The 13,558-nt window shown below is 33.1% G+C and carries 13 protein-coding genes and 1 tRNA gene; 12 read left to right on the top strand and 2 right to left on the bottom strand.

Annotation, left to right across the window (positions count from 1 at the left end; genetic code table 11):
• Window positions 1-123: elongation factor Tu (tuf, locus tag KJ849_06450; GenBank protein MBU2600196.1), on the bottom strand; the 123-nt coding region annotated here is incomplete at its 3' end.
• Window positions 124-147: 24 nt separating this feature from the next.
• Window positions 148-223: transfer RNA gene (locus tag KJ849_06445), tRNA-Thr, on the bottom strand.
• Between the two features lie 428 nt (window positions 224-651).
• On the opposite strand from KJ849_06445, the gene KJ849_06440 reads away from it, so the two are divergent.
• From KJ849_06440 to KJ849_06385, 12 genes are all read left to right on the top strand, one after another.
• On the top strand, window positions 652-939 hold the full coding sequence (locus tag KJ849_06440) for a hypothetical protein (protein MBU2600195.1): 288 nt from the start codon (window positions 652-654) through the stop codon (window positions 937-939).
• A gap of 32 nt (window positions 940-971) precedes the next feature.
• Window positions 972-2,048 (top strand): hypothetical protein, encoded by a 1,077-nt coding sequence (locus KJ849_06435; protein ID MBU2600194.1) that lies wholly within the window; start codon window positions 972-974, stop codon window positions 2,046-2,048.
• 21 nt (window positions 2,049-2,069) lie between these two features.
• The gene (locus tag KJ849_06430) at window positions 2,070-2,477 is read left to right on the top strand and encodes a response regulator (protein ID MBU2600193.1); all 408 of its coding nucleotides are present in this window, start codon (window positions 2,070-2,072) and stop codon (window positions 2,475-2,477) included.
• A 44-nt stretch (window positions 2,478-2,521) separates the two neighbouring features.
• Entirely contained in the window at window positions 2,522-4,795 is a 2,274-nt protein-coding gene (locus KJ849_06425; protein ID MBU2600192.1) for a hypothetical protein, read from the top strand.
• A 70-nt stretch (window positions 4,796-4,865) separates the two neighbouring features.
• Window positions 4,866-5,276, top strand: a complete 411-nt coding sequence (locus tag KJ849_06420) for a hypothetical protein (GenBank protein MBU2600191.1) — start codon at window positions 4,866-4,868, stop codon at window positions 5,274-5,276.
• Between the two features lie 39 nt (window positions 5,277-5,315).
• Entirely contained in the window at window positions 5,316-6,269 is a 954-nt protein-coding gene (locus KJ849_06415) for a Gfo/Idh/MocA family oxidoreductase (protein MBU2600190.1), read from the top strand.
• 2 nt (window positions 6,270-6,271) lie between these two features.
• Window positions 6,272-8,002: an ABC transporter ATP-binding protein/permease gene (locus tag KJ849_06410; GenBank protein ID MBU2600189.1), complete on the top strand. Its 1,731-nt coding sequence runs from the start codon at window positions 6,272-6,274 to the stop codon at window positions 8,000-8,002.
• Between the two features lie 79 nt (window positions 8,003-8,081).
• Complete coding sequence (locus KJ849_06405; GenBank protein ID MBU2600188.1) at window positions 8,082-8,960, top strand: lysophospholipid acyltransferase family protein; 879 nt, start codon at window positions 8,082-8,084, stop codon at window positions 8,958-8,960.
• 45 nt (window positions 8,961-9,005) lie between these two features.
• Complete coding sequence (locus KJ849_06400; protein ID MBU2600187.1) at window positions 9,006-9,869, top strand: DUF89 family protein; 864 nt, start codon at window positions 9,006-9,008, stop codon at window positions 9,867-9,869.
• Window positions 9,836-11,818, top strand: coding sequence for a UvrD-helicase domain-containing protein (locus KJ849_06395; GenBank protein MBU2600186.1), 1,983 nt, complete (start codon window positions 9,836-9,838; stop codon window positions 11,816-11,818). The genes KJ849_06400 and KJ849_06395 overlap by 34 nt, the downstream gene beginning before the upstream one ends.
• Window positions 11,819-12,322: 504 nt before the next feature.
• A complete protein-coding gene (locus KJ849_06390; GenBank protein ID MBU2600185.1) occupies window positions 12,323-12,826 on the top strand; it encodes an NAD(P)H-dependent oxidoreductase in 504 nt (167 codons plus the stop codon).
• A gap of 289 nt (window positions 12,827-13,115) precedes the next feature.
• Window positions 13,116-13,430, top strand: a complete 315-nt coding sequence (locus KJ849_06385) for an AAA family ATPase (protein MBU2600184.1) — start codon at window positions 13,116-13,118, stop codon at window positions 13,428-13,430.
• The last annotated feature ends 128 nt before the right edge of the window (window positions 13,431-13,558 follow it).

Here is a 13,558-nt window from a genome sequence, read left to right as displayed (position 1 = left end):
TAATCCTTTTTTAGATAGGATATTAGTGATGGTAGAAGTGAGGGTAGTTTTACCATGATCGATATGTCCAATTGTTCCCACATTAAGATGGGGTTTAGTTCTTTCAAATTTTTTCTTAGCCATAAGGATTACCTCCAAAAAGAATATTGGAGCCCACAAGCGGGATTGAACCGCTGACCTCATCCTTACCAAGGACGCGCTCTGCCAACTGAGCTATGTGGGCACATTTACTTATGTTAATAATAACAAAGTGAAATAACATTGTCAAGTAAGTAAAATCCAGCAATTCTAATTATGAAAATTTCTTTTTATTTTATAGGTAATTTAAGACAATATGTCCCTTTGCCGATTAGTTTAGGTTTCTTTTTAATTCAAGCTTTAGGAAAATTCATTAATGTTTCTATGAAAATCGTAAAAATTAGGTTAATCTGTTTTGTAAAATCTTATAATTAGAATTGCTGATTGCTATAATATCAATCTTGACAAAAGTCCTTATTTAAGGTAAAGTTTGGATAAGTTAAGGAAGATCTATTACCTATTAACTAATGAAATTTTGACCTATGGCAAATTAATTTAGCTACTTTTATTGTTCGATATTATTTCCTGATGTCTATTTTTCGATAACTATTATAAATCTAAAAGGTATAATTTATGACTTTTATTAAAATCATAGCTTTTCTTTTTTTTATCTTTGCCCTCTTTCGTTTACTTATTTCTTTAAAGAATGAGGAGATAATCTCATATGAGGAGTGGAAATACTTTAAGGGAAGTTTAGTCACCTTTATTATTTGGGGAGGGATCTCTTTTGGAGGGACCATTTTAAGCTATACTTTTAAAGAGGGAATATTCTATGCTTATCTTTTAAGCATAGAATACTTTGTAGCTTTAATAGGTGTAATTTTATTGTTTAGAGGCGTCTATAAAATATATCTAAAGTAAAGGTAGTTTTTAAAGTTGGTTGGTTTTTAAGAATGGAAAGTCTTATTTTAATCTCAAGCGGAATCTTTTCTTTTTTTATCTTAATCTTTAGTGGTCTTACTATCTCCTTTATTTTAAAGCTAAGAATAGAAGAAAAAACACCTGCTTGGCTTTATTTTCAATGGCTAATAACAACTTTAGTCATCTTTTTATTTATTTACAGCTCGTCTCTTATTTTAAAGACCCTTCCCGATCTTACTAATCATCGGGTTAATGTTAATCAATTCATCTGTTCTTTTATGGCCGATTTAAATACTTTCTTCTTGATTCTCGTCTCTCTGGTGGCTTTTTCTTATAAAGAACTTAAGATGTTATATCAAGCTATGGAATTAGAAAAGATTAAGTCTGAATTTATGGATAAGATATCTCATGAATTAAGAACTCCCTTAACCTCTACAAAAGGAGCAGTAGAACTTTTGTCGAGAGAGCAAGAAAGCTTAAATGAAAAACAAAGGCAGTTAGTAGGGATTATTGAACGTAGTACCAATAGATTAATTCGATTAATCAATGATTTATTAGATTTTTCTAAGACTACTTCGGGCAAGATAGAGCTTATCTTAGAGTTAGATAGTTTATCAGAGGTAGTAGATGAGGTCGTTAAAGACTTAATTCTGACAAGTAAAGAAAAGCATCTTGCCTTGACTGTCGAAACTTCAAAGAAAATACCCCCGGTCTTTATGGATAAAGTTCGCATCGGGCAAGTCTTAAATAACCTGATTGAGAATGCTATTAAATTTACACCTCATGGAGGCAGCATTACAATAAGTTTAGAAGATAGAAAAGATGATATTTTATGTTCGGTAAGTGATACCAGTATGAGCATTTCTCCTTTGGATACGGGAAGGATCTTTACTGAATTTCATAAAACCGCCAAGATTATCTTAGCTAAAGGTGTCGCTGGGGTAGGATTAGGGTTGCCTTTGAGTAAAGCCATCATTAGAAGCCATCGCGGTGAGATTTGGGTAGAAAGCGTGGCGGGAAAAGGGAATAAATTTATCTTTAGCCTTCCTAAAGAAAAGAGAAAAAGAATGAGACATATCTTTTCATTTGAGGAAGCTACTTCTCTGTAAAGGATAAAAAGGAAGACTTTTTTGGATAATTTGGATAAAGAGCTAAAGATTAAACACAAAGTATTAATTGTAGAAAATGATCCTGATATTATTGCTGTAATCTTAATCTCCATAGAAGGGTATAATTTTCTATCTCAGGTTGCCAGTAGTTATAGCAAGGCTTTAGTGGGGTTAAGTAATTTTCAACCCGATGTGATTCTTTTAGACGCGATGGCCAACAATGCTCTAAATACCTTTAAACTTTGTCGAGAGATCAGACTTAATCCACAATTTAGCCAAATTCCTCTTATTCTTTTATCTGCTCGAGGGCAAAGAGCGGAAATTGAAAAAATACATAAGATAAAGGTTGATTTGTATATTGATGCTCCTTTTAATCCTGAGGAGTTACCTAAAAGCATGATCTCCTTTTTAGAAAAGAAAAGGACATGAGGAGTTACTTAGAAATATGATCTCCTTTTTAGAAAAGAGAAGAAATGGTTGTTAAGTATAAAAAGATAGTCATTTACTTATGGATTCTTTTAGTTTACCCTTTAGCTTATCCTTTAGCTGCATTTGGCCAAGAGATTAATAAAGATAAAGTTAATGAAAGGCTTTTTAAGCTAGATGATACTCTCTTGAAAGCAAAAAAGATGGTTGCTTCGAGTGAAGTCTTAGAAACTCAAGAATTATTAAAAAAAACTTTAGATTTAAGGAAAGAGGTAGATTTATATCTAAAGGATAATTTACACGATAAAGCAGATGCTTGTATTTCTAAAGCTTTATATTTAGCTCAAAAATCTATTAATTTAGTAATCACCAAAGAATTACTCCCCAAAAGACTTAATAAATTAGAAAAGACCATCGCTAAGAATAAAGTTTTAGTAGACCAAAGTAATAAAGAAGAAGTAAAATCTCTCTACGAAAAAATTAATAAAAGTTATTCTTTAGCTAAAAACCTTTATCAAGAAACGGAGTATAATCTTTCACTAAAGCAGCTAAAAGAAGCTTTTTCTTTGATTAAAGAAATGGATAGTCTTTTAAATTTAAGAGAAGATACCGAAAAAAGATTAAGACAAGCCACTGATTTTTTAAAAAGCAATTACCAGGAAATTGCTACCTCTAAAAACAAAGGAGCTATTTACTTTATCAAGAGATCCAATTGCCTATCTAAAGAAGCTCCTTCTTTAATCAGAGAAGAAAAGTACAAAGAAGCTTTGGGGATCATTCTAGAAATAGAGGAGGGAATGAGTAAAGCTTTATCGCTGGTTAAGGGAGAAAAGATAAAGCCATTTTCTTCTTTGGAGTTTTCAAAAGAATTAAAGTATTTAGAAGAACTTTATCTAAAAGCCCAAGAAAAGATAACAAATTTAAAGAGTACTCAAATTCAAGAGACTTCACAACAAGTAGAAGTTTTAAAAAAGAATATTTCTCTTCAGGTCAAGGAACAACTTTTAGAAGAAGCCACGGCTAATCTTTATCAATGTAGTTATTTGATTAACAAGTTAATCTATCTTTCCGAAAAAGAATCAAAAACTTTTAGCACTACCGAAGAGAGAGTTAATAATCTCCAAAATGAAATTTCAAAAGTGGAGTTAATCGTTAGAGAAAGCGGGGAAGAAGAAGCTTTTATCTTATTATGGCAAGCTAAGCAAATTTACACCAAGACCAGCATTAGTTTAGCTAAAAATGAAACTACCAAAGCATTAGAAGATTTAAAAGAGATCTCTACCTTAATGGCTAAGGCAAGACAAGTAGCGGAAAGGTCTGTAAATTTTACTAAAAAATTAAATTGGAGAATTTCTCACTTAGAAAAGTTGATTTGCAAAATTGAAGATTACTTAAAAGAAGGTCTTGATCAAGAAACTATCGATAAAATTAAAAAATGGCTCTGGAAAGCTAAGGAATCCAAGACCAGAGCTAATATCCTTTTAGCTTTGCGCGAGAATGAAAAGACTTTGTATCATATCAATGAAGGTCTTAATTATGCTCAAAAAGCTCTTTTTTATATTAGCCAGAGTAATTTGTTAGACATTGAGGAAGCTACCCAATTTGAACTACTTAGATTAGAAGATTTAATTTCTAAAACAGAAAATAAGATCACAGAAACAAGTAGCGATAAAATAAGTGGCGATAAGATTAAGAATGTCATAAGAGATGCTAAGAAGGTAGAGCTTATGGCCTTAAAAGCCTTTAAGAGAAAAGATTTTAAAGAAGCTTTAGAAAATATAAGAAAAGCTGCTAATCTTGCTTACCAAGTTATGGGCATAGAAGAAGAAGGCGAAGAGAGATCAAAATTTGAAACTATTTCTGCCAAGATGAAGCAATTAGAGAAGATCTTAATAGAAGCAAAGGATTTAAATCAGGAAGAAAGAAATAAAGAAGCTAAAGAATATTTAGATAAAGCTGAAGAGATCCAAAAGAAAGCTCTTTTATCTTTTTATGTAACTGAAGATTATTCAGAGGCAGAAAGAGAGATAGAGGAAGCTTTAAAGTATGGTCTTTTATCCATAAAGAAGATGGAGGAAGAAAGTCCCGATCAAGTTATTCAAAGAAAACTCCTCCAAGGTAAGGAGTTAATTGAAGAAGCCAAAGAGAAGGTAGTTTTGAGCAATGAAAAAGAAGCAAAAAAGGTCTTAAGCTTAAGTGAGGAGTATTTTAATAAAGCTAATGATTATTTTACCAAAAAAGACTATCCAAAAGCTATAGATAATTTAGGCTTATCAAAGTCTTTAGCCGTAAAAGCCATCAAGATAGCTACAGAATACTAAAAAAGAAGTAAAAAGTTTAGAAGATTTAAAAAGTCAAGGAGAATGATTGGTCCACATTTTTAGACTATTTATGAAGAACCATAAGTTAGCCTTTTTCTTTATATCTTTACTTTTTTTCTTGTCTTCTTCTTGTCTGCGTGAAAAAATCTTAGTCAAAGAAAATTTACCTGAAGTAAAAAAGATTCCTCCTTTTGAAGATATGCCCAATGAAGATCTTCCTCGGGATAAGCCTAACATAGATAAGAGGATAGATAAGAGAGAAGATATCCATGAAGCTAAAGAAGATTTATATAAAACCAGGTTGCTTCTCTTTGAAAAATTATATCAATATAAAAAAACTTACGGGTTTCTGAAGAATACAGCCTTACTCTTAGAAGTTAAAGAATTAAGAGATCTATCTTTTAAGTATTCTTTATTAAAAGATTATCAAAAAGCTAATTACTACCTGATAGAAGCTTTAGCTTTGATAGAAGAGCCATAAAACTTAAATAAGTCTGTTTCTTTTAGAAAGGATGAAGTAATGGAAAAGATTAACGTAGGAGTAATAGGTACAGGTCATATGGGAGAGTATCATGTTCGTACTTATTCAGAAATTCCCAATGTTAATTTAATTGGGGTTGTTGATCCAGACGAAGAAAGAGTTAATAAAATAGCCAAGAGATATAATGTCCAAGCTTACACAAATTATAGAAAAATATTAGATCAGGTAGAAGCAGTAACTATTGCAGTGCCTACTTATCTCCATTATGAAGTAGCTAAAGAATTTTTAAAGGCTAAGGTTCATGTACTCTTAGAAAAACCAATGACTGAAGATTTATCCCAGGCTCAAGAGCTGACTGATTTAGCCATCTCCAAAAAGGTCATCTTAAAAGTAGGCCATGTAGAAAGATTTAATGCGGCTGTTGGAGAGCTGAAGAATATCGTGACTAATCCTATCTTTATTGAGTGTCGTCGCTTAGGTCCTTATAATGGTCGAATTAATGATACTGGAGTGGTGTTGGACTTGGTTATTCATGATGTAGATATTGTCTTAAACTTAGTAAATTCTCCAGTCAAGAATATAAACGTAGCAGCCCAGAGCGTGGTTTCAAGTTATGAAGATATTGCTAATATTCAAATGGTTTTTGAGAATGGATGTATAGCTAACATTACTGCCTCTCGAGTTACAGAAAACAAGATTAGAACTTTAGCTATTACTCAAAAAGAGGCTTATATTTATTTAGATTATGCTAATCAAGATTTACATATTCATCGTCAAGCTTCTTCCAAGTATATCCTAAGTAGAGAAATGCTTCGATATAAACAAGAATCCTTTATTGAGCGACTCTTTGTTCACCGGGATAATCCTTTAAAGCTGGAGTTAAAAGACTTTATAGAATGTATCTTAACCAAGAATCAATCTTTTGAAGAATTACAAGATAATTTAAAATCCTTAGAAATTACTTTGGAGATATTAAGAAAAGCCAAGTTATAAAAATGAAAGAACTAAAAAGATTATCAAGCCATCTAAAACCATATAGGCGCCGTATCTTTCTAGCCTTAGGTTGTATGTTAGTTGCTTCAGCCGCTACTTTAGCTATTCCTTGGATAGTTAGAGATTTAGTTAAGGAAGCTTTAATTAATAAGGAGCTGGTTAAACTAAATTTAACTTTAGGAGTAGCTTTATTAGTAGCCTTGGTTTTAGCTGTTTCTAAATATAGCCAAGATTATATTATGCAATATGTAGCGCAAAGAGTAATCTTTAAGATTAGGAATCAAATCTTTACTCATTTAACTATCCTACCCTTAAAATTTTATCGTCATCAACACACCGGAGAAATAATCTCTAAAGCTACTAATGATGTAATGATAGTTCAGAACTTTTTAAGTAGTGGCTTGGTAGGCTTACTTCGAGAACCAATAGTATTTATAGGGGCATTAGGCTTTGTCTTTTATATTCACTGGAAATTAACCTTGCTTTCTTTGATAGTTGGCCCTTTAATTGTTCTCACCATTTATAAGTTTGGACAAAGGATGCGGAAAGTAGCTACCAAGACCCAAGAAAAAGTAGCTGATGTTACTCGCGTCCTCCAGGAAGTAATCATGGGCATCTCTATTGTAAAACTTTTTAGTCAAGAAGAGTATGAGCAAAATAAGTTTATCTCTGAAAATGAGGGTTATTTTAAGTATCTTATGAAAGGAATCCGGTTAATGGTAGCTTCAAATCCTCTGGTAGAGCTATTGTGTATGGTCGGGGTGATTGCAGTTCTTTGGTATGGCGGGTATGAAGTAATTTCTGGTCAGCTTTCTACGGGGGACTTAATTGCTTTTGTCTTATACTTAAGCGCCTCTTCTCAACCTTTAAAAAAGTTAGCTAATATGAATATTAATCTTCAACAAGCTATCGCGGCTTCAAGTAGAATTAGTGAGCTTTTAAGTACGGAAGCGACCAGGGCAGATCTGCCTGAAACAAAAGAGCTTCCAGGGATCAAAGGTTATGTTAAGTACCAAAATATCTCTTTTAGTTATAATAAGGTAAGGGAAGTGCTAAAAAATATTACCTTTGAAATAAATCCAGGAGAAACTTGTGCCTTAGTTGGTCCTTCGGGAAGTGGTAAATCTACCTTAGTTAATTTATTATCTCGTCTTTATGAACTTTCTAAGGGAGAAATCTTTGTCGATGGCCATAATATCAAAGAAATAAAGATGGAAAATTTAAGAAAGCAGGTAGGAGTAGTTCCTCAAGAAATTATTCTCTTTAGTGGAACAGTCTTGGAAAATATTGCTTATGGAAAGAGGGATGCTGTTTTGGAGGAAGTTATAGAAGCAGCTAAGATTGCTAATGCCCATGAATTTATTCTGGATCTTCCTTTGGGGTATAATACTTTGATTGGAGAAAATGGGTTTAATTTATCAGGAGGGCAAAGGCAGAGATTAGCCATCGCCCGAGCAATTGTTAGAAAACCTAAAATCTTGATTTTAGATGAAGCTACTTCTTCTTTAGATGTAGAATCAGAAGCTTTGATCAAAGAATCTTTAACTAAGATTATGGAGAATCAAACGACTATTATTATTGCCCATCGACTTTCTACCATCATAAATTGTGATAAGATTATCGTTTTAGATAAAGGAGAGATAGTTGAGGTAGGAACTCACGAAGATTTACTCCTTAAGAAAGGTCTCTATGATAGACTTTCTCAACTTCAACTAACTTATGATGTTGCTTAATTAAGATTATTTATAAAAAAGTGATATTATAACAACATTTATTATAATAACATTATTTATAAAAAAGGCTATCTAAGTAATGATTAAGTCTTGGACTGAATATTTCTTATTTTTAGTAGCTATAAATATTATTAAGATCTGTCCCTTAAGTATTTCTTATTTTTTAGGAAGATTACTAGGGCAGCTGGCTTATTTTTTTCTGCCTAAGTACAGAAAAAAGGCTATTGAAAATCTAAGCTTAGCTTTTTCAGATTATTCCAAAAAGAAAATAAAACTTATTGCCTATAGGGCTTTCCAAAACTTTGGTAAAAGTTTGATAGAATTCTTCCGTCTGGCTAAAACAGATAAAGAGAATATTCAGAAGCAGGTAACGGTAGAAGGTCTAAGTTACCTTAAAGAAGCTTTAGAAAGTAAGAATGGAGTAATCATATTTAGCGCTCATTTAGGTAACTGGGAGTTAATTTCTTTAACTTTGGCCTTAGCTGGCTATTCTATGAATGTGGTCGTGAAGAGGCAAAGTAATAAATATATCGACGGAATGATAAATAAGATAAGAAAAACAAAAGGGGTGGAAGTGCTTATCAGTCAGACACCTAAGAAGATGGGTAATTTACTCCAAAAAGGAAAGATAATTGTTATAGCTGGGGACCAAAGCACTTCTAAAAAAGGAGTAAAGGTAAAATTTTTTCATAAATTTATCACCATTCCTCGCGGAGCTGCTTTCTTGGCTCTTCGATATAAGGCTTCATTATTACCTACCTTTGATATTCGAGAGGAAAATAACCAGCATCGAATAATCATCAATCCACCTATAGCTGTTAATCAAAAAGCAATTTCCTTGGAAGAGGTAATCTCTTGTCTTATGAAGAAAGTAGAAGAGTATATTAAACTTTATCCAGATCAATGGATATGGTGGTACCGCCAATGGGAAAAAGAAAAAATTGATAACTTTAACTAAATGTATTCCTTGTATTATTAGTCAGACCATAGAGTAGTGTTATTAATGGGAAAGACAAGAGAATTAATTGCCTCAATTGAATGTATTCCTTGTATCATTAGTCAGGTCATAAGAGGGGTCAAATTAGTCACCCATAATATAGCCTTGCAAAAGGAAGTCTTAAACGAGGTGATGAAGTACCTTTCTAGTATTCCTTTTAGTGTCTTTGTGCCTTCAAAAGCTACTACTCAGGCTCACAGAATTGTAAAAAGGGTCTTAAATTGTTACGATCCTTACCGTAGCGTTAAAGATGAATATCAAAAGAAGGGGTGGGATTTATTTCCTTACCTGGAAAGTTTAATTGAAGACACTAAGGATCCCTTTGGAGCTTGTGTCAAATTAGCCATTGCTGGAAATTCTATAGACTTTGGTCTTGGAGATAATTTTAATTTAAAGAAGATCATCAATGAAGCCTTAAGCAAGGAATTTATTATCTTTGAATATGAAAGCCTTAGAAAGAATTTAATTTCAGCAGAAAAAATATTATATATTGCTGATAATGCTGGAGAATTTGTTTTTGATTGGTTATTGATAAAAGAATTACACGATAAAGAAGTGAAGTTAATTGTAAAAAATACTCCTATTTTAAATGATATCACTTATGAAGAAGTAAAAGAGTTAAAATTAAAGAATGTAGAGATAATCCCTGGAACAAGTTCCATTGGCTTTCCTCTCGATGAGGTAGATGAAGAGTTAAAAAGATTATTTTTTTCCTCAGATCTAATTATTAGCAAAGGTCAAGGAAACTTTGAAACCTTGATTGACATTAAAGCTCCTATCTATTTTTTATTTCAAGTTAAGTGCCAGTTAATGGCCAAGATATTAAAGGTAAACTTATGGGACCCGCTGTTACTGAAGCAAAAGATCTAAAAAAAGAATTAAACCCCCCTCAATGCGAAGCGGTTACTTACCAAGATGGTCCTCTTTTAGTCTTAGCTGGAGCTGGCTCAGGGAAGACCAGGGTTATTGCTTACCGCATTACTCACCTTGTTAATTTAGGTATTTCTCCTTACCAAATCTTAGCCGTAACTTTTACTAATAAAGCCGCTAAAGAGATGAAGAATCGAGTTATTGACTTAGTAGGTGTAAAAGCTAAACCAATATGGATATCGACTTTTCATTCAAGTTGTGTTCGTATTTTAAGAGAGTATGGAGACCTAAAAAACTTTACAATTTATGATGAAAGCGATCAATTAAAGCTGATTAAGGATTGTTTGCAAAAGTTAAATGTCGATGAAAAACAGTTTAAACCTGCCAAAATCTTAGCAAATATTAGTAAGGCTAAAGAAAATTTAATTAAGCCATCGGATTTTAGAGCAGATCATTACTTTAATAAAGTAGTAAAAGATGCCTATTTAGCCTATCAAGAAAGACTTTCAGAGAATAAAGCTCTTGATTTTGATGATTTAATCTTAGAAGCAAACTATCTTCTCTCTAAAAGAATAGAGATCCTAGAAACTCTTCAAGAGAGATTTAAGTATATCTTAGTGGACGAATACCAAGATATTAATTTTGCTCAATATGAGCTGATAAAGCAGTTGTCTAAGAAATATCAAAATGTTTGTGTGGTAGGAGACGATGATCAATGTATTTACCAATGGCGGGGAGCTGATATTTATCATCTTCTTAATTTTGAGAGAGATTATCCGAGAGTAAAGATAGTTAAGCTTGAAGAAAATTATCGCTCGACAAGTAATATTTTAAAAGCAGCCAATAAAATAATTAAGCATAACTCCCAAAGAAAAGATAAGACTCTTTGGACAAATAAAGGTAAGGGAGAGCCGGTGGTGGTATTTGAGACTTTAAATGAATATGAAGAAGCAGAATATGTCGCCTCTCAAATTTTAGCCCTGAAGAAGAAAGAAGGAAGAAATGAAAATGAGTTTCTTGTTTTATATCGAGTTCATGCTCAATCTCGTACCCTTGAAAATGTCTTTAGAAGATCTAGACTTCCTTATGCTATTGTGGGTGGAGTAAGCTTTTACCAGAGAAAAGAGATCAAAGACTTACTATCTTATTTAAGAATATTAGAAAATTTAAGTGATGGGATAAGTATAGAACGAATTATTAATATTCCCTCCAGGAAAATTGGTAAGACGACAGTGGAAAAAATAAAGTCTTTTCGTGATCAGAAAAATATTACCTTCTTTGAAGCCTTAACTAAGATAGAGATTATTTCCGAAAAGACCAAAGAAGCGATAAATTCCTTTGTAAATTTGATCAGATATTTAATGGCTAAAAAAGAAGAATTAAGCCTTTTAAATTTAGTAAAAGAGCTTATTCACCGATCAAATTATATCCTTTATTTAAAAGAAGAGTACATCGAAGAGGAAGCTATGCAACGGATAGAAAATATAGAAGAGTTCTTTTCTATGGTGAAAGAATTTGAAGAAAATAGCGAAGACAAAGACTTATCTTCTTTTTTAAGCCAAGCTCAACTTACTGCAAATATTGATCACTGGCCAGAAGAAGATGATAAAGTAAGTTTAATGACCTTACATAATGCTAAAGGATTAGAATTTCCAGTAGTTTTCTTAGTGGGTATGGAAAAAGGAATATTTCCTCATCTCAATGCTTTAATGGAAGATCGCCTTGAAGAAGAACGTCGTCTTTGTTATGTAGGCATCACTCGAGCTAAGGAGAGACTCTTTCTTACTTATACTCAACATCGAAATTGGCATGGAGTTACCCGAGAAAGCACCCCTTCTTGTTTTTTAAAAGAATTAGAGATAGAAAAAGTCCACCATAATAAAGGGATCAAAAATGATAATCTTGCAGGGAGAATAGTTCTTCATGATAATGGGGTGAAGGAAAGGTAATTAGTTGTCAAGGAAGAGGTGAAGCTTTATTGTAGCTTCTCCCATTATTTCAGGGAAGGTTTCTCAGATTTAGGTATGGGCAAAAATGGATAAATTAGGGTCAAAAGGAACTTGAATTTTGAACTTAGGGTAAGATTTTTAGCCACGAATGGACACGAATGAGCACTAATAAAAATCTTAAAAAATTCGTGTTAATTTGTATAATTCGTGGCAAAAAGGAAATTTTTATACAATGAACTTAAGGGATTTCATAGTCTAAATTCCATCTTTTTAATGGTCCGAACAACCATCTCGTCTGAGACCGTGTTCTTTCTAATCTCAGCCGCAAGGCTCAAGGAGTTAATTTAAAACTATGGAATTTCTTCAATTTAGTTGATCCAACTTTCTAAAGGGTTCAAGGATTCGAGGGTTCAAGAATTCAAGTGTTTATTTTTCCTTATAATTCTTTAACATTCCCCCTGACCCCTCAGGGGGGTCAGATTGTAATAGAAAGGAGATTATAGCATGGCTAAGATACTTGTTGTTTATTCTTCAAAAGGTGGCAACACTAAAGCCCTGGCTGAGGAGATCGCCAAAGGTGCTGATGAGGTCAGGGGGATGGAGGTCGTGGTAAAGAGGGCAGGTGAGGTAACCAATGAAGACCTCTTGTCCATCGATGGTCTCATCGTCGGATCACCTGTTTACTTTGGTGGGATGTCCTCTGAGGTCAAGGAGATGTTTGATCGAAGTGTAACAATCAGAAGGAAGCTTGAAGGAAAGATCGGAGCAAGCTTTGCCACATCTGGCCATCCAACAGGTGGAAAGGAGACAACAATGCTCTCGATCCTTCAGGCAATGCTTATCCATGGAATGGTGGTCATTGGTGACCCAATATCTGCAGGTGGGCACTATGGGGTTGGTACCGTAGGGTCGCCTGATAGGGAGGCACAAATGGCAGGAAGAGAATTAGGTCAAAGAGTAGCACGACTTTCAAAGATTCTTAAAGGAGAGGATTATAGTAGTTATTAACGAAAACCGGACATAGGAAATAACACCGAGTAACAAAAGATAAACTTGTTTGGAGTTAAATTAATTTGCTCTATGTCAAAATTTCATTAATAAGTGCTATATAACAAGTTATAACAAGGTAATTTTGAGGACTTCCCTGAACAAGAGCGAGAATTAAGGTAGGATTTCCCCTGGGAGAAAATGAGAGGTTAGATTTTTAACATTGACCATCTCTTTTTTTAATGGTGAAACAAAGGTCTTATTAAATAAATATGTCCAGTTGGAGCTGGTTAACTAAACATTTAAGATGATGATAGATAAAGATACTCCTTTAGCTTATCGACTACGACCTCATACCTTAGAAAAGTTTGTAGGGCAAAAACATATTTTAGCCCCAGGGAAGCTTTTGCATCGAGCTATTTTAGCTGATAAAATTACTTCCTTAATCTTATTTGGTCCTCCAGGAGTAGGCAAGACCGCTTTAGCTTATCTTATTAAGAATAAGACCAAAAGTAATTTTGAAAAACTAAATGCAGTTACTTCGGGAGTAAATGACCTCAGAAGAATAACAGAAGAAGCAAAAAAAGAAAAACAAGAGAGCCAAAGAAAGACCCAGCAATTCTAATTATGAAAACTTACAAGACAGATTAACCTAATTTCTACGATTTTCATAGAAACATTAATGAATTTTCCCAAAGTTTGAATTAAAAAGAAACTTAATTTGATTCTAGTTCAGCCTTTTTAATCACACCT

The sequence above is a fragment of the bacterium genome, from assembly GCA_018830565.1.
GTDB lineage: Bacteria > UBA9089 > JAHJRX01 > JAHJRX01 > JAHJRX01 > JAHJRX01.
Note: the sequence above shows the minus strand (reverse complement) of the source record. Positions and strands in the feature narration are given on the sequence as shown.